Source organism: Paraburkholderia sp. 32, from assembly GCF_050435345.1.
Classification (GTDB): domain Bacteria; phylum Pseudomonadota; class Gammaproteobacteria; order Burkholderiales; family Burkholderiaceae; genus Paraburkholderia; species Paraburkholderia tuberum.
In genome coordinates this window covers 3945624-3967405 of the sequence record NZ_JBNDKD010000003.1, presented here as the reverse complement: position 1 = coordinate 3967405, position 21782 = coordinate 3945624, and the positions used below count along the sequence as shown (strand labels likewise).

Genomic DNA, 21782 nt, shown 5'->3' with positions numbered 1-21782 from the left:
CCACGATGTGGCGAAGCTCCTCGAAGGCCAAACGCGTGTTGAGGGGAACAATCACTCCGCCCGCCCACCAGATCGCCATCAGGAGTTCAAAATAGCGAGGCGAATTCCTCGCCAGCGTGGCTACCCGATCACCGCGCTCGAGCCCCGCAGATTGCAGGGCGCCAGCCAGCGCTGAGACTCGTCCCAACAGCTCGGGCCAGGTGCGCCGTTCCTCACCACTGGAAATGGCCAGCCCTTTTGGACAAATGCTCGCCGCTCTGCGCAGCGCTGCCGTCGACATCATAAATGGCGCTCCATGGTCGTAAAAACTGGAGAATTCAGTCGAACAGGCGGACCCGGATTCATGGCCGAAGCCTCGCCGCGCATCCGAAGCCGAAAAGGTGGTTTGCCGCAAGCCGGTCCGCTTCCATAGCGAATTGTCTCACCATCCATCCTTAAAAGTAAATCGTGAATTACCGTGGAAAACCCTACCATATCGGTGCTGTTGCTCCGTTGCACTAGCCCAGATTTGCGTGTAAATTCTGATTTACTTTAAACGACCATTCTTCAGCGTCATGACCCGCCCGCCGAACACACTAAACGATTTGATTTCTCGTCGACACACCTGCAGAGCCTTTCTGCCGATTCCCGTCGCGCGCAGCACCATCGAGTCCATCCTGGAGGCCGCGCAGCGAACACCTTCGTGGGGCAACGTGCAGCCCTGGCAGGTGACCATCGTTTCGGGTGACGCCGCCGATACATTCCGGGAGGCGTACACCCGCTTCGCTCAGAAAAACGAACCGATTGCGCCCGACTTTGAATTTCCGCAGTCCTATGAAGGTGTCTTGAAAGATCGCCGTCGGGAATGCGGCTGGCGGCTCTATGAAAGCGTGGGCGTCAAAAAGGGCGATCGTGAAGGTTCGGCGCGTCAAACGCTGGAGAACTTCCGTTTTTTTGGCGCTCCACACGTGGCGATCATCACGACCCACCGTTGTCTCGGCACGTACGGTGCCGTCGACGCCGGCGCCTACCTGGCGAACTTCATCCTTGCCGCACAGGATCTTGGAGTAGCCTCTGCGCCGCAAGCAGCCTTGGCCTCGTATCCACGGTTCATACGTTCCCATCTGGGTATTTCCGACGATCGACATGTGGTGGTTGGCATCTCTTTCGGGTACGAAGACACCGCTCACGCAGCGAACAATTTCAGGACGGGACGTGCTCCACTCGATGAAGTGGTGACCTGGATCGATTGACGCCGGAGAAAGCGAGAAGCTGCATCTGCGCGCCGATATCGGCCGTTCCGGCTGGGGCGTCGATCAGCGCAAAGCGGCCCTGCGGCGCGATCCATTCCACGATATCGGCGAGGTGCGCATAGGTGTTCGTCGTGCAGAACACGAGAGCCGGTGGCGCATTGAGCGACAGCGCCTCGACCCCTGGCCGGTGATGCCGAATGATCGACGACAAGATGTGCGCCGAGCGACCGAACCCACTCGATCGTCTCGGGCCGCGAGGCGGTGGCGATGACGGTGATATCGGTCAGGACGCGTGCAAGTTGGACGTCGATTGAGCCGACGCCACCTGCGCCGCCGACGATGAGGAGCGCCCGGGCCGCACCGGGCACACTCCCATTCACGTCTAGCCGATCGAACAGTGCTCCCAAGTCAACTGGCCTCCCCGCTCTCCAAGCACGTTGTCTCGATCCATGATTCTGGATAACGGGCGGCGCCGCGATCAGCGGGGGACTTGCCCGCCATCGACGGTGAAGGTCTGCCCCGTGATGAACGACGCTTGGGACGAGTTGAGGAAAAGCACCATGCCAGACATTTCCTCAGGCTCCGCTGGGCGGGCGAGCGGGATGGTCTGCAACAATCTTCGACTGAAATCAGCGTCTTCCAACCAACCCTTGGTCATGGCAGTGGCGACCAGGCCAGGAGCGATGGCATTCACGCGGATGCCCTGAGTGGCATAGTCGAGCGCGGCTGCCTTTGTAAGACCGATCACGCCATGCTTGGCGGCGACGTAGGAAGACGTGTTCCGGCCGGCGATCAGCCCGGCCACTGAGGCCGTGTTGACGATCGAGCCGCCCCCCGCCGTCAGCATGTGCGAGATCTGATACTTCAGGCAGAGAAACACGCCGCGCAAGTCGATCGAGATGACCTTGTCGAACTCCGCGACCGACATTTCGGCGAGTGGGGAGGCGGTCGGCAGGATGCCGGCGTTGTTGAACGCGCAGTCGAGGCGGCCGTAGGTATCGACCGTGGCCTTGACGAGGGCTTCGACCGAAGCAGGATCGCTTACGTCGGTCCGCACGAACAAGGCCTCGCCGCCAGCCCGCTTGATTTGCGCGACGGTTTCCGTCGCGCCCTCGTTGACGTCTCCGATCACGACCTTCGCGCCTTGGCCGGCGAACGCTTTCGCGGTCGCTTGTCCGATCCCGGTAGCGCCGCCGGTGATCAGCACAACTTTATCCGTGTAGTCTAAAAGGTTGGGCATTTCCTTCATCCATAGGAAAGTATGAAGTCCGAATCACGACGAGGACGGGTTCCAAGAATGTTCCCCGTCCTCGAACTCACCATCAGACCAATTCGGCGAGCGCCGCTGCGTCGAACCCTTTCAGCGCGCCGTATTCGCCGTGTTCAACCTTTTTGACCCAGCTTGGGTCGTTGAGAATGGCTCTGCCAACGGCGATCAGATCGAATTCGTCGCGTTCCATTCGCTCGACGAGACGGTCCAGGCTCGCAGGACTCGATCCCTCGCCGGCAAAAGAGGTGGCGAAATCCTTTTCAAGCCCGACCGATCCGACGCTGATCGTCGCGGCACCCGTCACCTTCTTGGCCCAGCCGGCAAAATTTAGCCCATTTTCGCCATCGATCTCAGGAAACTCGGGTTCCCAGAAGCGTCGCTGCGAGCAGTGCAAGAGATCGACGCCGGCTTCAACCAGCGGCAGTAGCCAGTCCTCCATGATCGCCGGGGTCTCGGCGACGCGCACGCTCAAATCCTGCTGCTTCCACTGACTGAACCGCATGATGATCGGGAAATCCGGACCGACGGCGTCTCGCACGGCAGCGACAATCTCACTTGCGAAGCGGGACCGCTCCTTGATCGTCGGCCCACCATAGCGATCGGTCCGCTGGTTGGTCCCCGACCAAAAAAACTGGTCGATCAGATAGCCATGGGCGCCATGGATCTCTGCCGCGTCGAAGCCGAGCGCTTTGGCGTCTCTTGCCGCCTTGGCGAAGGCGGCAACCGTATCCGCGATGTCCTCTTCGGTCATAGCCACGCCGCGAGGGTCGCCGGGCGCCACTAGCCCGGATGGGCTTTCGACCGGCGCATCGGGCTCCCAGTTGTTGATGTAACGGGTGGAACCGGTGTGCCAGATCTGCGGCGCCATGCGTCCGCCTGCGCCGTGGACGGCATCGATCACATCTTTCCAACCGGCTAGCGCGGCCTCGCCATAAAACAACGGAATGCCGCCGTCGTTGCGTGATGCAGGACGGTCAATGACCGTCCCTTCGGACAGAATAAGCCCCACGCGCCCTTCCGCGCGGCGCCGGTAATAGATGACGTTCGCGTCGCCAGGCACGCCCTCGGGGGCAAAGAGCCGCGTCATCGGGGCCATGACGATCCGGTTCTTCAGGTTGAGCGAGCGGATTGAGAAGGGACGAAACAGGGTGCTGGTATCGGGGTGAGACATTGAAGAGGCTCCGTTGCAAACAAAGGCATCATGGTATATGTTTGATACCTGCCGTCAATTAGGCACCTGAAGTCGCCCAGGTGTATCGAAGGAAACCACCATGCCTGTTCCCGAACTGAAATGCTTTTCGTCTGACTGTCCCAGCCGCGCACTCTTCGACCAGATCGCGGACAAGTGGTCGATGATGGTTCTGGTCGTGCTGGATGACGGGCCGCAGCGTTTCAACGCCATCCGGCGGCGCCTCCAAGGCGTCACGCAGAAGGCGCTCACTCAAAGTCTTCGCCGGCTCGAGCGCAACGGCCTGATCTCGAGGACAGTCGTTTCGCTGTCTCCGGTGGCGGTGCAGTATCAGATCACGCCTCTTGGGCGCACGTTGCAGCCGCCATTGCGGGCACTGCATGAGTGGACGCTCGTCAAGTTTTCCGAGGTCGAGGCCGCACGTCAGGCGTTCGACGCGGCGGCGGGTGGAAGCGCGTTGGCGGAAGGATCAGAACATCGGCAGTTTGCTTGACGAGCGACCTGCAGGCCCTGTCGACCAAGGGCTGCGAGGGCGACCGGGAGACAGCCGCCGAACGGGTTGGACCATGGCACGCGGTATCCTCAAGCCTACCAGCGCTACTCCAGGTGCCTAATTGACGCCCAGGTCTACGACATATACCTTGGCCTCCTTTGACGACGATGGAGAGTCCAGATATGCGCAACAATCTTCAGTTCTATATCAACGGATCGTGGGTAGAGCCTGCCGGCGACACCGTGATCGATGTCATCAACCCCGCGGATGAATCTGTCTCCGGCCAAGTCGCGATCGGCGACGCCCGCGACGTCGACCGAGCGGTCGCCGCAGCTCGCGCTGCGTTCGAGACCTTCTCGCTGACTTCGGTCGAGGACCGTCTTGCGCTCTTCGACCGTATCATCGCCGCCTACCAACGGCGTGCCGGAGACCTGGCCCACGCGGTTTCGGAGGAGATGGGCGCGCCGCTTTGGCTTGCCGAGCAGTATCAGGTGCCCGTCGGTCTCGGCCACCTTCAGATCGGTCGGACTGCGCTCGCGGGCTATAGCTTCGAGGGCCCCCACGGCACTGCACACATCGTGCGTGAGCCGATCGGGGTCTGTGCGCTCATCACCCCTTGGAACTGGCCGCTCAACCAGATCGCCTGCAAGGTCGCCGCGGCGCTGGCGACCGGTTGCACGATGGTCGTGAAGCCGTCGGAAATCTCGCCGTATTCGGCGACGATCTTCGCCGAGATCATGCACGAGGCTCGGACGCCTGCGGGCGTGTTCAACCTTGTGCAAGGCGACGGAGCAGGCGTGGGCAATGCCCTGACCGCACATCCCGATGTCGATCTCGTCTCGTTCACCGGATCCACGCCAGCCGGCATCCAGGTGGCGCGCAATGCAGCCCAGACGGTGAAGCGCGTGCATCAGGAACTGGGCGGCAAGTCGCCCAACATCCTCCTGCCCAGCGCCGATCTGGCGTCTGCTGTTGCGGCGGGCGTCGCGGGCGTCATGATCAATAGCGGTCAATCCTGCGGTGCGCCCACACGGATGTTGGTTCCCGCCGAGCGGATGGCGGAGGCCTCCGAGCTCGCCAGGGCCGCAGCCGAGCAGTGGACCGTGGGGCATCCGGCTAGCAGCGCGAAGATGGGACCGGTCGTATCTGAGGCGCAGTGGAACAAGATCCAGCGCCTGATCCATTCCGGCATCGATGAAGGCGCGACGCTCGTCACCGGCGGTCCTGGCCGACCCGAGGGACTGGAAACGGGCTTCTATGTTCGCCCGACCGTCTTCGCCAATGTGAAGAACGATATGGCGATCGCACAGCAGGAGATCTTCGGTCCGGTTCTCTCAATCATCGGTTATGCCGATGAAGCCGACGCCATCGCCATCGCCAACGACACGGTTTTTGGGCTGGCGGCTTACGTCCAGGGCGAGCCGGCCCAGGCCGAGCGCGTTGCGCGCAGGCTGCGCGCCGGCCAAGTCACGCTGAACTATGCCGACATGGACTTTGCCGCGCCGTTTGGCGGGTACAAGCAATCGGGCAACGGACGCGAATGGGGCGAGGTTGCCTTCGGCGAATACTTGGAGACCAAGGCGATCATCGGCTCTCGTCGGGCCGTCTGACGTAACGTACACAGCCTCGCTTCGGCTGCAATCAACTCCACCCTCGTTGGCTTGCAGCCGACACTGGCGACACTTAGGAAGAGACGAACATGAAAATAGGCATCATCGGCGCAGGCAACATCGGCGCAACGCTCGCGCAAAAATTTTCCGCGAACGGGCACAGCATCAAGCTGGCCTCAACCCGCACCCCCGACGAACTACGCCAATTGGCCCAAAAGGTGGGCGCGGAACCGGTCACCCCGGACGAAGCAGTCAAGAACGTCGACGTCGTCGTCGTTTCCATTCCTTTCAAGAACAACCCGGAGCTCGCCGGCCTGTTCGCCGATGTGCCGGCGGACGTGGTCGTCATCGACACCTCGAATTACTATCCCGTGCGCGACGGCAATATCGCCGAAGTCGATGACGGCAAGCCCGAGAGCGTCTGGTCTAGCGCCCAGTTCGGCCGCCCGGTAGTGAAGACGTTTAACGCCATTCTGGCTGGCGTGCTTGCGGACGGGGGAAAAGCGCGCGGCGCAGCCGATCGCATTGCCGTACCGGTTGCTGGCGATGACGCGGCCGCCAAGGCGATCGCGCAGACGCTGGTGGACGAAACCGGGTTCGAGCCGGTCGATGCGGGAAGCCTTGCCGACTCCTGGCGTCAGCAGCCGGGCACGCCGGCCTATTGCACCTCCCTGACAGCGCATGACCTGCGCAAAGCGCTGGCGGCAGCGGACAAGGGCCGTGCGCCGCAGAACCTCCAAGCGCTCATGGATCGACTCAGCGCGTACCCCGCTTTCCCGAGCACCGACGAAATGACCGCGCTGAACCGAGAACTCAATCGCGGGAGCTAAGCGGTGCACTGAGCCGATGACGCCGATCAGCGGGAACGCAATGATGGGCGCTTCGACGTGCCGACAACGGAACAGGCCATCGCTGCGTGCAGCAAGAGCCAACCACGCATTTGCAATGACCATCGTATAGGTCACAAACCAGGGCGAGTCTCCGGCCGCGCCAGCGGCTCACCTCGCTGAGTTAGCGGGCGGTTATGCCGCCATCATGAACAAACACTTGACCCGTGACATAGCTCGAGGCATCGCTCGCAAGGTAGATGACGAGGCCCACGAGGTCAGCCGGCCTACCTCTATAGCCGAGCGGCACCTCCCTCTCGACAAAGGCGTCCATCTGCGCGACGGCCGCGGCGCCACCCGTCGTGTCGCGCTCACGTCCAAGGCGCGTGCCACTATGCCAGCCCGGCGCGATCGCGTTCGACCGCACTTGCTCGGCCGCATACTCGATTGCGAGCTGCCGCGTGAAGCCAATCAGTCCGGCTTTCGATGCCGCATAGGGAATCGCGGTGACTGGGAAGCCTGGGTAGACACCGACGGTGCCGAGATAAGAACTGATGTTCACCACTGAACCGCGCCCGCTCTGAATCAATGCTGGCAGCAGTGCCTGCGTAACCAGGAAGGCGCCGCGCAAGTTGATCGCGAAGACACGATCCCAGTCCTTCGCCTGGACATCCAGCAAACGCCCGGGCCGAGTTGCGATGCCAGCGTTGTTGATCAGCACGTCTAGCTTTCCGCCACACCAGGCAAGGACTTTTTCTGCCATCTGTGAAACGCCCGCTTCGTCGCCAAGATCAGCGACAACGCGGCAATCGCAGACGCCTACGGCCTCGCAGGCCGCGAGCGCCTCCACCTCTCGATCGACCCAAGCCACCGCTGCGCCAGATTGGGAAAGCGCTTCGGCAAAAATACGGCCCAAGCCGGATGCAGCACCGGTCACGACAACTTTCCTGCCGGCCAGGTCAAAGAGAGCGCCGGGCAGACCGCTCTGTGGTGTGCGATCCGTCGACATCATCGCGCACCGCCCTCACAGTCACAACGAATCAATCCGCATCGCGACGTATTGGATCGAGCGAATGCGACGCGGATTGCCGACGCTGCCAAACCTGCTGCGCTTATCTTCTTCATGTCACTTTCTCTTTGTCTTCTTTGGGCTCGGCGCACGGACATTAGCGGTGCGACCTCATCAGGCGATAGCGATTGCCCAAGGCCGCGATGCCACCAGGAAGAACATAGACTGAAACAATCAGAAGCACCCCATACACGACCCAAGGGGCTGACTTGGAAACGCTCTCCGAAAAAGCAGGTATCACCATAATGAAGACCGCGCCGAAAGCGGCGCCCCACAGCGTTCCGACACCGCCCACGACAATCCCGACCAGGAGAGTGATTGACAGAAACATGGAGAACGAATCGGGCGCCACGAACTGCACCGCCAGTGCTGAAACGGCGCCACCCACGCCCGTATAAGCGGCGGACAAGGCAAAGGTCTTCGTTTTGACGCTCGTTATGTTAAGACCCGTTGCCTCGGCCGCCAGCGCATGGTCACGGATCGCGCGCATGGAGCGACCGGCAGCCCCCCGAAGAAGGTTGTTGGCCATCCAGAACACGATCGCGCAGATCAAAACCGCATACAGAAACAGCCATTGATCCTGCGACAAAGGCAACCCCAATGGCACCGCTGGCTTTATCACTGCAATGCCTTGAACACCGCCTGTCCATTGTTCGAGTAAGCGGCACTTCAAAAGCTGTGGAGTCGCCACGCCAAGGCCAAAAGTGGCTAACGCCAGGTAGATTCCATCGAGCTTGAGGGCTGGCCAGGCAAATGCGTAACCAATGACCAGCGAGACGATTCCGGCCAGCGGCACCACGAGCCAGTACGGCAAACCAAATCGATCCATGAGAATCGCAACCGTGTAAGCACCAATGCCAAAGAATGCTCCATGTCCGAGGGAGATTTGCCCGTTGTAGCCGGTCAGCAGGTTTAGGCCGAGTAGAGAGACCGCATACGCCAGCAGCATCGTCGCTTGAAAAAGCTGATACCCGTTGCCGACAAAGAGCACGCCCGCCGCGACCACGAACAATCCCGCCCAGCAAAGCCGGAACGGAATGCCAACGGCGCGCTGTGCGGTATATGCACGATCGAGGAAATTGCTCATGATCAAACCCTCGTGACGACCCGACGGCCAAACAGGCCGTCCGGCGCAAATATCAGAACGACCACGATCAGCAACAGCGCTATCGATAGCTTTAGATCGGTGCCGACCACATAGGTCCCCAACAGATTTTCGGAAATTCCGACCAGGAATCCTCCAACAACGGCGCCAGCAGGATTGCCGATCCCGCCCAACAAGGCGCCGGCGAATGCATAGAGAACCGCTCCCATCATCATGGACGGGTCCAGGAAAACCATCGGCGCCACCAATAAGCCCGATACAGCGCCGATCGCTCCAGCGAGGCCCCACCCTAGCATCAGCATCTTGCCGACAGAAATGCCGACCAACTGAGAGGAAACGCGATTTTGCGCAACCGCGCGCATTTTCAATCCGAGGCTCGTTCTGTAAAAAAAGGCGAATAACAAGGCGACCAAAAAGAATGTCAGCGCAATCGAGCCGGCCTGATGAGCCGACAACAGCTGTGGAAATCCCCATGGCAGGTTGGCAAACGGACTGGGGAAGTCGTGGCTGTCATAGCCGAAGAGCCAACCGGCCATGCCGTGGAAAGTCACCAGCAGGCCGATGAATACCACCACCATGGACAGATCTGGGGCGTCGCGAAGAGGTCGAATCACGACCAGCTCCAACACCGCCCCCATGACGAAGGAAACGGCGACAGTCACGAGGAACGCGGCCCAGTACGGAATGCCAGCCTGGATCAATACCCATGCGAGATACGTCGAGAACATCGCCATTTCCCCCTGAGCGAAGTTCACGTGATGGGTCGCCTGGTAGATCACTGCGAGCGCGAGCGCCACGATCGCATAGATGCTGCCTGTGCCTACTCCAGCGAGAAGCTGTTGGCCAAATGCTTCCATTCTCAGTCCCCTAGATAGGCTTGACGAATGCGCGCGTTCTTGCGCATGTCGTCGGCTTTGCCGCTCATGACGATGCGGCCTTGTTCAATCAGGTAAGCGCGGTGCGCTAGATCCAGCGCGATGTTGGCGTTCTGTTCGATCAACAAGATCGCCATGCCCTCCTCCCTGTTGATCCGCCGCATGATGCTGAAGATGTCCTGAACGACCAGGGGGGCCAGGCCGAACGAGGGTTCATCCAGCATCAGCAGTTTTGGACGCCCCATTAGCGCACGTCCAATCGCCAGCATTTGCTGCTCGCCGCCGGAGAGCGTGCCGGCCTGCTGCTTACGGCGCTCGCGAAGGCGCGGAAAGTAGCCGTACATCCTCTCGATATCGGAAGCGATGGCCCGCGCCCCGCCTCGCGAACTCGCGCCAAGGAGCAGGTTTTCTTCAGTGGTCAATCCAAGGAAAGTTCCTCTTCCGTCCGGAACATGAGCCACTCCCGCCCTTGCGATTCGCTCGGTCGTACAGCCATCGATTCTTTGCCCGGAAAAAGTCACCTTGCCTTCCGTCTTGACCATCAACTGGCACAAGGCACGCAAGGTGGTTGTTTTGCCCGCTCCATTGGCACCGAGCAGAGCGCAGATCTCGCCGTTATCCACCTGAAGATCAACACCATGGAGCACGCTTGTTGAGCCGTACCTGGCCGCGAGCCGATTCACGTCAAGCAACATAGGAATGCTCCGCTGACTTGCCCAGGTAGGCCTCGATAACTCGACCATCATTGCGTACCGCTTCCGGCGTGCCTTCGGCAATCTTGCGGCCGAAATTCAACGCGACCACCTTGTCGGAAATCGACATCACCAAGCCCATGTGGTGTTCCACAAGCAGCACCGCGAGCTTGAACCGCTGCCGTACATCTTGCAGGAGCCCCCCCAGCGCCTCGACTTCCTCGTGATTGAGACCGCACGCGGGCTCATCAAGCAGAAGTAAGCGAGGACGCGATATGAGGGCCCTCGCCATCTCCACTCTCTTCTGTGTGCCAAAGGGCAGCTCCGACACTGTGCGCTCCGCGACGGCCGCCAGCCCCAGGCTATCGATAACCTCCTGCGCGCGCCGCTGATGGTCCGCTTCGACAACGCGTTCAGAACGAAATCGCCAAGCGCTTGCCAAGAAACGCGGTTGCACCCGGCCATGCACGCCGAGCAGCACGTTCTCACGCACAGACATGGTCTTGAAGAGCGCAAGGTTCTGAAACGTGCGACCTATACCCATCTGCGCGATCTCGTGCCTGGGTCTCGACAGTGTGGATATGCCGCCGACTTCGACGCTCCCCTCGTTGCAGTCATACAGCCTCGACAAGCAGTTGAATAGCGTGCTCTTGCCTGCGCCGTTCGGCCCGATGAGCCCGCAAATCTGTCCGGCTTCGACGTCGAAGGAGACCTTGTCGAGGGCGACGACGCCCCCGAATCGGACGCAGACATCCCTGATGCGCAGAAGAGGTAGGCAAGAGCCAATCACCGCCGTGTTTTCAGCGTCCATCACCGCCCCTCCAAGAACGCTTGGCGCTTGTTGGCGGATCTCTCCGTCGCGTTCGACTGTGCTGTGGTCGTGATCATTCATCAGAATCCATACGCCGCGGTATTTCAATTCGAAAGAAGCGCACCTTGCGGCACCCATTTGGTCCCATCAAAGCGAACAATCTGGAACTGCTTGATGGGATCGCGATCCGAGTCGCCGACATTCACCGTGATCCCAGGCAGCAAGAAGGGACTGGCTACTTTGCTCAAACTGGTAGCCTGCTTGATGATGTTGGCACGAGTGAGGTCGTCGCCGGATTGCTCGATGATTCTGGCCAGAAGCGAGGCATCAAAATAGGCGATGGCCGCATTCCTGGACCGGGGATTTACGTCCGGCACATACTTCTTCATGAACTCAACGAACTGCACCATGCTGGGTTCGTTGGAGTAGGCAGGATCGCTCGGCTCCTTGAAGTAACTCGCCGTGATGATGCCTGTGGACTTTTCGAGGCCAACGGGTTTCAGCACCGCTTCGATCGATGCCCAGGGCGAGTCGAGGATCTGCAGCGGCCTCCAGCCGATTTCATATGCTCTGCGGATGGACAGGCTCGTTGCACGTCCCGTGGTGAAGTTCATAAAGACGTTGGCGCCGGATGCCTTCAGCGAAATCAATTGCGAGTCGAGCGTTGGATCGGTGGGCTCGTAGCTCACTTCTTTTACGATCAGCGAGGCGGCTTTGGCGCCCATGCCCGCTTTCACGCCTTTGACGAAATCCCGGCCGAAATCATCGTTTTGGTAGAGGATTCCGACCTTCGGAGCGTGCGAGGAGGAAGCCGGGTCTGCCGCCAGCTGGGCAACGTAGCGCCCATAGATGGCGCCCTCCCGTTGATAAGCGGGCAATGCGGCGGTCGTCCAGGGCCACGTCTTTGCGTCAACGAATCGAGATCCTCCGCTCGTCACGAGGATCTGAGGCACCTTGGCGGCGTTGAGGTAACGTTGAGTCGCCGCATTGGTCGGCGATCCAAAAGGCAGGGCAATGAACAGTACGCCATCCTCCTCTACCAGCTTTCTCGTCTGCTCCATGGTTCGCGGCGGGCTGTAGCCATCGTCCAATGTGATGAAGCGGATTTTCCGGCCGTTGATACCTCCTTTCTCGTTCAGGCGCTCGAAATACGCGGCCTGCACTTTCGTTTCGTAGGCCTCCGATGCGACTGGACCGCTGAGCGCCCATGTCTGCCCGATCTTGATTTCGGTGTCGCTCGCTCCTCTGTCATAGCGTTTCTCTGCCATGGCATGCGAACTGAGCAGTGCCGCTACGAACGCGGCAGTCAAAGCCCCTAAGCAACCCTTGTTTCGAAAATGCATGTCATCTCCTCCTTGTTGACGGCAAGCTTCGCCGGCGGTCGGCGCCGCCTTGATCCGGCCATGTGCGACTGGCTAAAGTAAGCCACGGCCAAGCTTAAAAGTAAATCACGATTTACTCCGCATTTACCCGGTATTTGTCTTGCTTTCATGCGATGAGGAGGTCGATAGTCCGCAGCCAAACCGGCGCCTGAACGACTATCACCTCTTGCAGGGCGTTTCCCTGCTCGCGCACAGGCTGCTGGGTCACGCAAACGGAGCCGGCACCGAGCGGCTGGCACATTCCCATGCAACCTTTGCCGCGAAGGCGGACCTCGGTTTCACCGCATCGAGCAGGCACGGGCCGCTCGCGACCACGGGGCCGCGAATGGTCCAAGACGCGGAAAGCGAATTGAGCCCTTTAGCCGAGACTGATTTCTTGTTTCATTGCTATTTGAAGACCAGATCTACTGAACATAAAAACCGCTACCGCGGCGAGCGCAAAGGGAACGGCAAAAACAGTGTAGAGCGCGTGACCGCCACTCCCGGTGCCGAGCAGCACGCCAGCGGCAAACGGCGAGATCATGGCCCCGACGCGTCCCATGCCGAGAGCCCACCCCTGGGTGTCCACGATTTGAATTTCGAATTCAGCATTTGCGATCCTTTCCGGTTTGGGCGACCTGGGGCGGCAGACCTTAACAGGAGTCCCCGCATGTACCGCAATCACGCTGCGTGCAAGTAAACACCCATCGCAGGCCGTTCGGGGTTAGGCGGGAATACGTTCCATGTGCCGTCACGGTGGCGAAAGAAAAACATCGAAACCGAGCCCGTCGGCCAAAGTGCCTCGACGCGTACATAGCGCCCCCGATGTGAGCGGAAGTGCCCGAACTCGATAACTCGAACCGCCATCGCCCGATTCGGTGCGAGCCAATTTTCGACCATCAAACGCAGAGGTTTTCCTGTGCTAGCCATCGTCTCTTCCTTCATTTCCCTTGATCGGGATCGATCCTATTACCGTAGCCGCGATGCAATTTGTAGGACAGGGAATCGAATTGCTCTGCACCCTGCTACAGATTCTTTCGGCCTCCGATGTGCGAGAAAACGGAGATCTCGCGCGCTTTGCGGCCCGATCCATCACTCCCGGAAATGCCGCAATCCGCTAACCAACTGAATATGCGAAATTAAACCGACACTACTGATCGCACTTAAATCCTTAGTCGCGCACCAGCACCTGAACCACGCAGACGGAGCCGGCTCCAAGCAGATGGCACATCCCCACACGGTCCTTGCCGCGCAGGCGCCGCACTGTTTCCCAAATCTGTGCGAGGCCGGTCGGTCCACCCGGATGACCACGCGCAAGCAGCCCGCCGTCGGTTGAAAACTCCGGCAGGCCAAAGCGCTCCCGCGAACCGGGTCCGAATGCCCCTTCGCCGACTAACGCTTCCGTCTGGCCCGGATCGGAGAATCCGAGGAGCTCGTAGTACATCAGTTCCTCCACGGCGAATGCATCGTGCACCTGCACGACGTCCACATCGGAGCGTTTCACTGACGCCTGGGTCAACGCCTGGGCCGCGGTTCGCTGCGAAAGTTCCGGCGGACCCACAATCGCGCCCTCGAGGATTAATTCAGGGGAGTACGCGTCGCTTCCGAATGCGCTGCCGGCCAGGCGTATCCGGGGTTGCGTCGCGCCCACCGGCCAACTGTCGTCGCCGCACAGCACGGCCGCGGCCGCACCTTCTCCCCAAGGCGTGCACATCATCGACGTGAACGGATCAGCAATCATGCGGCTGCCTAGTACCCGCTCGATCGTGACTGGCTCGGGGGCGCGGCGGGCAGCGAAAGGGTTCTCCCGCGCATAGTTCCAATTCTTTGCCGTGATGGCGGCAAGGTGCTCGCGCGTGGTGCCCGATTCATGCATGCGCCGTTTGGCCCAGAGCGCGAACGAAACGACCGGTGGCAAGTTCCCTTCAGCCACGATGATGTCCTCCACCGGTACTGCCTTTTGCGGCGAGTCCATGCCCACGACGAGCACCCGTCGTGCATCGCCCGAGAGAATTGCCTGCCGGGCGCAGTGCATCGCCGACAGCCCGGTGGCGGACGCGTTGGTGACGTGCTGGACTGGCACGCCCGTTAGCCCGAGTTCTTTAGCGACAAAGATTCCTCGCGGCGACAAGGGATGCGCTGTACCGACAACCACGGCGTCAATCTCGGCGTAGGTCAAATGGGCATCTTGCAATGCCGCGAGAGCAGCATCGCGCCCCAGCTTCACGCCAACGCCTGGTCCGTGATTGCCGAACGGGACCATGCCCACGCCTGCGATCAAAACGTCATTCATGGGAGAATCTCGTCTCATTGTTGGTGTCACCGGTTTTCGCAATCACGCGATCTCCGATACGATCGGTGCCTGCCGCAAGAAGGGCCTGGATACGAGCGCCGCAGTCGAGATCCACGATCCCATAGGCTTGGCCATTGAAGGTGGTGGCGCTATATAACAGCCCCTGCGCGGCAACTTCGATCAGGTCCGGCTCCCGCAGGGAGCCGTCGGCAACGAGGCTGCGGGGCGGCACATAGACTTGGCTCGTACTGGAGTCGCGGGCCGCCTTGAGTTGTACGACTGACAAGTTGTTTCTCCTGTTTCCGATAAAACCGATTAGTGCGAGGCGTGAAATGAAGCGCCCGATGCGGCCATCTCGCGCAGGAGTGCGGGAACGACGAAGCGAGGGCCGAACTCCGTCGCCATCTCATCGCTGCGTTTCACGAACTGGCGGAGCCCCACCTGGTCGATATGCGCCAGCACGCCACCTCGGAATGCGGGATAGCTCCAGCCGAGCACTGCACCGAGATCCAGTGCGAGTGGATCGCTCGCGATGCCTTCGGCGACCACATGCGTGGTTTCGATAGACTGCATGTTCAGCAGTCGCTCCATCACCACGCTCGCTTCGGGTTGTTGCCGCTGTGGAGGGAAAACAGACGGCAGTTCGTCCCACACGGTCTTGCCCGTGGGCCCATAGCTGTAGACGCCCCCGGCACCCTTGCGTCCAACTCGTCCGGCCCGCAGCAACCTGTCAATCACATCCAGCGCCGGCTGCGACTGCACGGCCGTGCCCCGTCCGGCCTTCGCAAGGCTGGTCAAGATGTTCTTCAGCAGATCGTAGGAAGTGAGGTCGCCCATGGCCAAAGGTCCGATGGGGAATCCGGCCATCGCCGCCGCTTTATCGATCAACTCAGGCGAGATACCTTCGCCCAGCATCTGCAGCGCTTCGCGGGAGTAGGCCGCTACCACCCGGGATGTATAGAAGCCTGGCCCATCATTGACCACGACAGGCGTCTTGCCGAGCAACTTCAGCAGAGACTTCGAGCGAGCGAGCGACTCAGCGCTCGTCTGACTGCCCATCACGACTTCCACGAGTGCCATCCGGTCCACCGGGGCGAAGAAGTGCAAGCCGATGAAGTTTCCAGGTGTCTGAACCGTCCCGGCCATCTTCGTGATCGATAGCGTCGAGGTGTTGCTCGCCACGAGGACGTCCGGACCCGCCGCGTCGAAGATCTTCCTGAACACCTCGCTCTTCACTTCCGCGATCTCCGCTACTGCCTCAACGACGGCCTGGCATCCCTCGAGGCGCCCGAAGTCAGTCGTGGCTTCAATGCGGGAGAGGGCCTCGTCGCGTTGCCCGTGCCCCATCAGTTGTCGCGCCACGGCAGCGTCCAGCGTCTTGGCGATGCGATCCAGTCCCTTGCGCGCCTCTTCGTCTGTGCGGTCGATGAGCACGGTCTCTATGCCGGACCTGGCACACACCAGAGCGATACCGCCTCCCATTGTCCCGGCACCCACGACCCCGATGCGCGTTGGCGTGAACGTCGCCGTGCCGGCTCCGGATTGGCCCGCTTTCCTGACTGCGCCCGTTGCGATGAACTGCGTACGAATGCGATTCTTGGCGGAGGGCGAAATCGCCACCGTCCCGAAACGGCGGGCTTCGATCGCGAGCCCTGCATCGATGTCGACAGCCAATCCCTCCCTCAGCACCTCCAGGACGGCGTGGGGCGCGACATCTTGCGGAGGCGATTTGCGCTGCCGCTCCGCGAACGCTTTGTCGAAGAACGCTTGGCCTTCGGCCGAGTTCGGCTGGAATCCCGGGTACTGGAACCCTTCGCGATCCCACGCTTGCTGTGCTGATGGGTGATCAAGCACCCACCGGCGCGCGGCATCCAATGACTGGTCCGCGGAAACGATCTCATCCACGAGGCCGCAGCGGAGTGCCTCCTGCACGCCTATGGGCTTCCCTTCAAGCAACATCTTTGTCGCGGGCGCGATTCCTATGAGCCGCGGCAACCGCTGCGTGCCACCCGCACCCGGGATCAGCCCAAGATTGACTTCCGGACAGCCAAGCTGCACCCGCGCGTCGTCGCTTGCCACTCTTCGGTGGCAGGCGAGCGCAACTTCGAGCCCTCCTCCAAGCGCCGAGCCCGTGATGACTGCGACGAACGGCTTGGATGAGCGCTCGATCGCGCGTAGGCACGCGCCAACCGGAGCCACCATGGCCTGAGCTTCTTCCGGCGTCTGGATTGCGTAAAGCGCCATCAGATCGCCGCCTGCGACATAGTCGCGCTTTGCCGACCGGATCGACACCCCTTTCACTGCGTCATCGTTGATGGCGCGGTCGACGGCGCGTGCGAATGCATCGATGGCCGCCGGGGTCTTGACGTTCACAGGACCGTCCGGGTTGTTCCAGATGATGTGTGCGATGCCATCCTTGTCCAGTTCGTAATCAATCACTTCTTCATTCCCTTTCGTTCGTTGCCGTTGCGGGTCCCGTGCGGACAAACCAAATTCGGACAGTGGCATGGCGCATAGGGGTGGTCCCTTTAACGCCACTCCGATGACCTGGTGTCCCTTGAGCGGGGCCTCTCGTGAGCATTGCTCTGCGCTTAACGGCCATGGGGGTGGCAGGTCCGCTGGATAGAAGTAAATCATGATTCACATGCAAAAGTAAATGGCGCGTCACATAGGGTTTTCCCCTTCAAAGCGCTGTGCCACTGAGCGCAACGGGCCAGCGTGGCAACGAACAGATGCGCGACCCGCCCCCAATACGGCGCAAACCGCTCCAGCGGAAGACGTGAACAAGCGTTCAATTATTGAGCCGTGTACAGTCCCGACCATGTGCAGGTGAGCACACTCGGCGGACTCCTTTGCGGACGTCCATGCCTGCAGAGCTTTTCGGAACTCACTGTCCGGCGCAGCAGCAGCTAGTCGACCCCGAGGATCCGGTGGCCTGCGGTTCGGAGGTGAAGGCAAACCTATTCAGTCATAGCCGCGCCACGTCCGCAATATTGGGTCGGACGCTTACCGGCAACTCAGTCTCGTCAGTCGGCATTTGTACAAGGATGCGGCGCGGGGAAATTCAATAGGACGTCTTTACACACGCCTGCACGAACGACGCCATCTCAACTCCCAGGTCGTCCGAGTCGACGCCGAGGTGCTGGACGGACGTAAAATGATTTTGGTCTGGAATCAGAAACGTCGTGGTCTTAGCGCCTGGTGTCGACGTTCTGGCGCTGACCACGGTTTTCCATTGGCTAATGAATTCCGGTGGATCCAATTCTGCCGCGACCAGCAACAGAGGAGCCTCAGTCGCACCGATGCCATTGACTGTTGAATAGCGGCCTGGCGTTAAATCGTCGCCGTAATAAGCGAACGCGCCTTGAAACGGAAGCAATGAAGGGGCAAAGATACCTGAAATGAGCACGGCCCCACGGAGGGCTGACGAATCAGGGATTCGGCCATGATGTCCGGACAGCCAAGAAGCGAGATGCGTTGCACCTGCTGAATGACCGATGACGATCAGCTGCTCAGTTGATATGCCGAGTTGCCCCGAATGCATGGCCAGCCAATCAATCGCTCGCTCGATATCCTCGGCACCTGCTGGCCACTGAGCTGCAGGAGCCAAACGGTAGGACATTAATGCTGCCGCGAAGCCATGAGAATTGGCCCACGCAGCAACGTTGGAATAAAGATAACTGCCCGGTATGCGGCGGTTCCCGCCGACAAACCCACCACCGTGGACGAAAAGAACGAGCGGCTGGCTCGGTCCCGCTGCATCGACCGTGCGATAAAGATCCAGACAATGCCGGTCATCGGGTCCATAGCGCAGATCTGGCGTAACCGTGCCGCACGCCGCTCCCACGGCGCGCGAGTGGAGCGGCGCGCAAAGGGTGAGCGACGCTTGAAAGCTCTCCGGAGAGAGTGTCCTCGGAATTCTTCGGATTTCGGCGAGATACTCAGGTGCCAGCGGTGGCGCAGTTTCAATTCTCAAATTTGACATCGTTTTACGCAGCACTGCGTTCCGAAAGGTGGTTTGCAAGATCCGATGCGAATGCCCTACTCACAGCTGAGCTACCGACTCGAAACCATGGTCATCCGGGCCTTGTGGCAAAGGCACCTGCAAAACGACCGTACCGGACGATGGAGGCTCGCGTTAAGCGTTCTGAACCGGTTGCGCAGTTCCTGCGGGCTCTCTCTCGATCGACATTCTGGTGGATGTCATTCAGCAACGGCATCAACAAGTCCCAGGAAGCTCCATTGCTTGCCCGGTGCCAATCCCGCCAATTCCTTGCCGCACTCGCTGAGCATCACGGGCGACGAGGTGACGTGTTGGGAACCGGCGTGCATGTCCCTGTAGATCCGCTGTTTTGAAGAAAGAAACGAGATACCGAAGTCCGCATCCGCAGAATTCAAGAGGGCCAGGAAACTTGCGGTATGCGCAATCGAGACAACCACGAGCGGCGGGTCGAGGTAAACGGACGTGAAGGCATTTGCAGTCATTGAGCGCACACCGCCAGAATGGGAAACGCTGAGCACTGTCACGCCACTGGCGAAGCGCCCCCATCGCTCTTCTGAACTCACCGGCAGACAGTGCCTCGCCGGTGAGGCTATCCCACTCAGCCTTCTGACCTGTGCCGATGCTCCGCTCTGGAAGACTCATTTTCGAACCTCAAAAGGTCGGCCGCCGTGACATTAAAGCCGACTCGCGCTACAAAGTAAATGTAGATTTACACCTAGTTTACCCGAGCGTTGCGGTCAAGCAAGGATCCGCGCGCTGCGGCCTAACCTACAGGAAGGAGAGTGGAAGAAGAGTGCGGCTGCACCACCGAGGTCGGGCGATTGTGGGACGATGACAGGGCAAACGCCATATAAATCCGCATTCACTTTTACAGATGACCATGCTTTAATTCACACTGCGGTCTGCGCCCACGCCGAGCTTCACACAGCTCAGCCGAGGACAAAGCGAACCCGATCATGCATGCAATGCAATTCCTTTCACCACGTTGCACGACGGTCCGAGCTGCGAATGCAACCTCAAGATTAAGAATGACCGGCGCGAGGTTCGCCCAACCCACCGACACCACAACGGCGGCACGCTCATGCTCACTGCCGCGATATGGAAGTCTCAAATAAACGCGCGCCAGCGATTTTCGAACCCAGGTCCTACGTCTTGCAAGGGAGCAAGCGCCTGGCGCTCGGTAGCAAAGCGTTCGATCTGCGTACCAGGCTGACGATCAGTTGAGACGGAATAACTACGGGGCACTAGCTGTTGTCCGTTTGATGCCGCGCGCTCGTTGGACGCGCCCTGTCGTTGTAGTCTCAGCGCCCTTCCTTTTTCGCCAGCCAATCATGACGCCATTCGATCCAGATCACCTGCTCCGCCCCATCGATGACAGCACGCCGACAGGCGAGAACCTCGAATACGATCCGGAATTCATCGCGCTGGAACGGCTCGCCACACCGACATCCGAGCGGGCGATGGGCGACAGCCTGAAGGCCGCCGTAGAACCGGACTGGGATAAGGTGGCAACCGCCGCCGAGGCTTTGTTCAACCGTACCAACGACCTGCGTGTGGCCATCCATCTGACCGCCGCCTCGACCCGCATTCATGGCATTGCAGGCTGGAGCGCCGGTCTGGGGCTGGTTCGCGGTCTGCTGGAACGTTACTGGGAAGCGGCGCACCCGCAATTGGACGCCGCCGACGACAACGACGCTACCGCGCGCACCAACGCGATCATGCCGCTCGGCGATCCCCGGAGCGTACTCGCCTATTTCCGCAACGCGCCCTTCGTGAGCTCACCGCGACTCGGCCGCTTTTCGTTGCGCGATCTGCGTGTCGCGACGGGCGCAATCACCCGGCCACCCTCTGCGGAGGGCATGCCTGCGCCCACGCTGATCGATCTCGAAGCGTGCTGCATGGATTGCCCCGAACACCAGTTGCCCGATGCGGCCGCAGCACTCGCGATAGCGCTAGAGCACGCGCGCGCCATTGATGCAATTGCGAGCGAAAAGCTGGGTACCGCTGGACCCGATCTGGGCCACCTGACCGACGATATCGAAGAGTTGAAGAAGTTCGTCGATGCACAGTTGGCGCGGCGCTTTCCAGAGCGCGGCGAAGCGCTTGCCGCCGGATTGGTGTCGACCGGCGAAGACGCGCCCACGAACCCTGCCCCTCGGCGCGATAACGGACGAATCCAGGGACCCGATGACGTCGTCCTGTGCATCGACGAAATCTGCGACTACTACGAACGTCACGAACCGTCCAGTCCGCTGCCGATCCTGCTCAAGCGAGCCAGACGTCTGGTCGGCAAGCGCTTCGCGGAGGTCCTTAAAAACATCGCGCCCGGCGGCCTCGCAGAACTGCAGACGCTATCCGGGCCGGACGAAGAATAATCCCTGCAGATCGGCGCAACATTGAGCGGCTGTTGCGCTCGGACTGGCTGCTTCGAAAACGCGGCTCAATAGGCGAAGACAAACCAGCAAAACAGCATGACGCCCACCGCGGCCACGCCGAGCAGCACGGCGGCCCACGCGGCGAGCGGTCGCGCGCCGAGGTCCGTGCGCACTGCCCCCCCTTCAGCACTTGCCGCACTTCCGGCATCGTGACCTTCCGCCGACACGTCCGGCTGTTGCATGACGCCCGACAGCACGACCCGCCGCACGGTGTCGCCTGTACCCGCAGTGTCCCGCCCCAGCGATTCGAACAACATGCGTCGGCGGTACCGGTATTCGTTGCGCTGAATCCGCTGTAGTCGATGGGCTTCGTCGAGCGTGCGCAATGCGTCGTTGACCTGCTGCTCGTCCACACTCATGCCTGCTGCCTCCTCGGTCGCAGCCACTCGCACTGCACGACATCCTGCCCGTTCGGATCGCTGCGGACCGACAGCGAAGGCGGCACGATAGTCATGCCGTGGTTGCGGCGCACGGATGCCGATAACGCACCGGCCATCTGTGCGGACGATGAAGTGGT

Annotated in this window: 22 protein-coding genes; 5 read left to right on the top strand and 17 right to left on the bottom strand. The window is 60.7% G+C overall.

What is annotated here, in order from left to right; translation table 11 throughout:
* The coding region (locus OKW26_RS41085) for an AMP-binding protein (protein ID WP_429357119.1) at positions 1–283 on the bottom strand (283 nt) is incomplete at its 3' end.
* A 271-nt stretch (positions 284–554) separates the two neighbouring features.
* On the opposite strand from OKW26_RS41085, the gene OKW26_RS41080 reads away from it, so the two are divergent.
* Positions 555–1232 (top strand): nitroreductase, encoded by a 678-nt coding sequence (locus OKW26_RS41080; protein ID WP_429357118.1) that lies wholly within the window; start codon positions 555–557, stop codon positions 1230–1232.
* Here OKW26_RS41080 and OKW26_RS41075 read toward each other — a convergent pair.
* The 3 genes from OKW26_RS41075 to OKW26_RS41065 all read right to left on the bottom strand — a co-directional run bounded on the left by OKW26_RS41075 (position 1183) and on the right by OKW26_RS41065 (position 3673).
* A complete protein-coding gene (locus OKW26_RS41075; protein WP_429357117.1) occupies positions 1183–1443 on the bottom strand; it encodes a hypothetical protein in 261 nt (86 codons plus the stop codon). The genes OKW26_RS41080 and OKW26_RS41075 overlap by 50 nt on opposite strands.
* 267 nt (positions 1444–1710) lie before the next feature.
* A complete protein-coding gene (locus OKW26_RS41070; RefSeq protein WP_429357116.1) occupies positions 1711–2472 on the bottom strand; it encodes an SDR family NAD(P)-dependent oxidoreductase in 762 nt (253 codons plus the stop codon).
* 82 nt (positions 2473–2554) lie between these two features.
* On the bottom strand, positions 2555–3673 hold the full coding sequence (locus OKW26_RS41065; RefSeq protein ID WP_429357115.1) for an NADH:flavin oxidoreductase: 1119 nt from the start codon (positions 3671–3673) through the stop codon (positions 2555–2557).
* 100 nt (positions 3674–3773) lie between these two features.
* On the opposite strand from OKW26_RS41065, the gene OKW26_RS41060 reads away from it, so the two are divergent.
* From OKW26_RS41060 to OKW26_RS41050, 3 genes are all read left to right on the top strand, one after another.
* Complete coding sequence (locus tag OKW26_RS41060) at positions 3774–4184, top strand: winged helix-turn-helix transcriptional regulator (protein WP_184063090.1); 411 nt, start codon at positions 3774–3776, stop codon at positions 4182–4184.
* A gap of 182 nt (positions 4185–4366) precedes the next feature.
* Complete coding sequence (locus OKW26_RS41055; RefSeq protein ID WP_429357114.1) at positions 4367–5794, top strand: aldehyde dehydrogenase family protein; 1428 nt, start codon at positions 4367–4369, stop codon at positions 5792–5794.
* Between the two features lie 89 nt (positions 5795–5883).
* A complete protein-coding gene (locus OKW26_RS41050) occupies positions 5884–6624 on the top strand; it encodes an NADPH-dependent F420 reductase (protein ID WP_429357113.1) in 741 nt (246 codons plus the stop codon).
* A 181-nt stretch (positions 6625–6805) separates the two neighbouring features.
* Here OKW26_RS41050 and OKW26_RS41045 read toward each other — a convergent pair whose 3' ends face one another.
* From OKW26_RS41045 to OKW26_RS40990, 12 genes are all read right to left on the bottom strand, one after another.
* Positions 6806–7633 (bottom strand): SDR family NAD(P)-dependent oxidoreductase, encoded by an 828-nt coding sequence (locus OKW26_RS41045; protein WP_429357112.1) that lies wholly within the window; start codon positions 7631–7633, stop codon positions 6806–6808.
* A 154-nt stretch (positions 7634–7787) separates the two neighbouring features.
* Positions 7788–8777: a branched-chain amino acid ABC transporter permease gene (locus tag OKW26_RS41040; protein WP_429357111.1), complete on the bottom strand. Its 990-nt coding sequence runs from the start codon at positions 8775–8777 to the stop codon at positions 7788–7790.
* Positions 8778–8779: 2 nt separating this feature from the next.
* The gene (locus tag OKW26_RS41035; RefSeq protein ID WP_429357110.1) at positions 8780–9652 is read right to left on the bottom strand and encodes a branched-chain amino acid ABC transporter permease; all 873 of its coding nucleotides are present in this window, start codon (positions 9650–9652) and stop codon (positions 8780–8782) included.
* A 2-nt stretch (positions 9653–9654) separates the two neighbouring features.
* Complete coding sequence (locus OKW26_RS41030; RefSeq protein WP_429357186.1) at positions 9655–10371, bottom strand: ABC transporter ATP-binding protein; 717 nt, start codon at positions 10369–10371, stop codon at positions 9655–9657.
* The gene (locus OKW26_RS41025) at positions 10355–11173 is read right to left on the bottom strand and encodes an ABC transporter ATP-binding protein (RefSeq protein WP_429357185.1); all 819 of its coding nucleotides are present in this window, start codon (positions 11171–11173) and stop codon (positions 10355–10357) included. Before OKW26_RS41025 ends, OKW26_RS41030 begins: the two co-directional genes overlap by 17 nt.
* Positions 11174–11277: 104 nt before the next feature.
* A complete protein-coding gene (locus tag OKW26_RS41020; protein WP_429357109.1) occupies positions 11278–12516 on the bottom strand; it encodes an ABC transporter substrate-binding protein in 1239 nt (412 codons plus the stop codon).
* Between the two features lie 397 nt (positions 12517–12913).
* Positions 12914–13123, bottom strand: coding sequence for a hypothetical protein (locus OKW26_RS41015; RefSeq protein ID WP_429357108.1), 210 nt, complete (start codon positions 13121–13123; stop codon positions 12914–12916).
* Positions 13124–13705: 582 nt separating this feature from the next.
* Positions 13706–14827, bottom strand: a complete 1122-nt coding sequence (locus tag OKW26_RS41010; RefSeq protein ID WP_429357107.1) for a thiolase family protein — start codon at positions 14825–14827, stop codon at positions 13706–13708.
* Complete coding sequence (locus OKW26_RS41005; protein ID WP_429357106.1) at positions 14820–15113, bottom strand: hypothetical protein; 294 nt, start codon at positions 15111–15113, stop codon at positions 14820–14822. The genes OKW26_RS41010 and OKW26_RS41005 overlap by 8 nt, the downstream gene beginning before the upstream one ends.
* A gap of 29 nt (positions 15114–15142) precedes the next feature.
* Positions 15143–17335, bottom strand: coding sequence for a 3-hydroxyacyl-CoA dehydrogenase NAD-binding domain-containing protein (locus OKW26_RS41000; RefSeq protein WP_429357105.1), 2193 nt, complete (start codon positions 17333–17335; stop codon positions 15143–15145).
* 556 nt (positions 17336–17891) lie between these two features.
* Complete coding sequence (locus OKW26_RS40995; protein ID WP_429357104.1) at positions 17892–18851, bottom strand: alpha/beta hydrolase; 960 nt, start codon at positions 18849–18851, stop codon at positions 17892–17894.
* Positions 18852–19030: 179 nt separating this feature from the next.
* Positions 19031–19393, bottom strand: coding sequence for a flavin reductase family protein (locus OKW26_RS40990; protein ID WP_429357103.1), 363 nt, complete (start codon positions 19391–19393; stop codon positions 19031–19033).
* A 768-nt stretch (positions 19394–20161) separates the two neighbouring features.
* Here OKW26_RS40990 and tssA point away from each other — a divergent pair.
* Positions 20162–21205: a type VI secretion system protein TssA gene (gene tssA / locus OKW26_RS40985; protein WP_429357102.1), complete on the top strand. Its 1044-nt coding sequence runs from the start codon at positions 20162–20164 to the stop codon at positions 21203–21205.
* A gap of 65 nt (positions 21206–21270) precedes the next feature.
* On the opposite strand, the gene OKW26_RS40980 is transcribed toward tssA, so the two are convergent.
* Positions 21271–21624 carry a hypothetical protein gene (locus tag OKW26_RS40980; RefSeq protein WP_429357101.1) on the bottom strand — a complete coding sequence of 118 codons (354 nt, stop codon included), beginning with the start codon at positions 21622–21624 and terminating at the stop codon, positions 21271–21273.
* Positions 21625–21782: the final 158 nt, after the last annotated feature.

Excerpts from the sequence above, each read along its gene's own strand:
- OKW26_RS41080 (WP_429357118.1), top strand. The coding sequence starts at position 555 with ATGACCCGCCCGCCGAACACACTAAACGATTTGATTTCTCGTCGACAC.
- OKW26_RS41070 (WP_429357116.1), bottom strand. The coding sequence starts at position 2,472 with ATGCCCAACCTTTTAGACTACACGGATAAAGTTGTGCTGATCACCGGC.
- OKW26_RS41065 (WP_429357115.1), bottom strand. The coding sequence starts at position 3,673 with ATGTCTCACCCCGATACCAGCACCCTGTTTCGTCCCTTCTCAATCCGC.
- OKW26_RS41060 (WP_184063090.1), top strand. The coding sequence starts at position 3,774 with ATGCCTGTTCCCGAACTGAAATGCTTTTCGTCTGACTGTCCCAGCCGC.
- OKW26_RS41055 (WP_429357114.1), top strand. The coding sequence starts at position 4,367 with ATGCGCAACAATCTTCAGTTCTATATCAACGGATCGTGGGTAGAGCCT.
- OKW26_RS41050 (WP_429357113.1), top strand. The coding sequence starts at position 5,884 with ATGAAAATAGGCATCATCGGCGCAGGCAACATCGGCGCAACGCTCGCG.
- OKW26_RS41045 (WP_429357112.1), bottom strand. The coding sequence starts at position 7,633 with ATGATGTCGACGGATCGCACACCACAGAGCGGTCTGCCCGGCGCTCTC.
- OKW26_RS41040 (WP_429357111.1), bottom strand. The coding sequence starts at position 8,777 with ATGAGCAATTTCCTCGATCGTGCATATACCGCACAGCGCGCCGTTGGC.
- OKW26_RS41035 (WP_429357110.1), bottom strand. The coding sequence starts at position 9,652 with ATGGAAGCATTTGGCCAACAGCTTCTCGCTGGAGTAGGCACAGGCAGC.
- OKW26_RS41025 (WP_429357185.1), bottom strand. The coding sequence starts at position 11,173 with ATGGACGCTGAAAACACGGCGGTGATTGGCTCTTGCCTACCTCTTCTG.
- OKW26_RS41020 (WP_429357109.1), bottom strand. The coding sequence starts at position 12,516 with ATGCATTTTCGAAACAAGGGTTGCTTAGGGGCTTTGACTGCCGCGTTC.
- OKW26_RS41010 (WP_429357107.1), bottom strand. The coding sequence starts at position 14,827 with ATGAATGACGTTTTGATCGCAGGCGTGGGCATGGTCCCGTTCGGCAAT.
- OKW26_RS41000 (WP_429357105.1), bottom strand. The coding sequence starts at position 17,335 with ATGCCACTGTCCGAATTTGGTTTGTCCGCACGGGACCCGCAACGGCAA.
- tssA (WP_429357102.1), top strand. The coding sequence starts at position 20,162 with ATGACGCCATTCGATCCAGATCACCTGCTCCGCCCCATCGATGACAGC.
- OKW26_RS40980 (WP_429357101.1), bottom strand. The coding sequence starts at position 21,624 with ATGAGTGTGGACGAGCAGCAGGTCAACGACGCATTGCGCACGCTCGAC.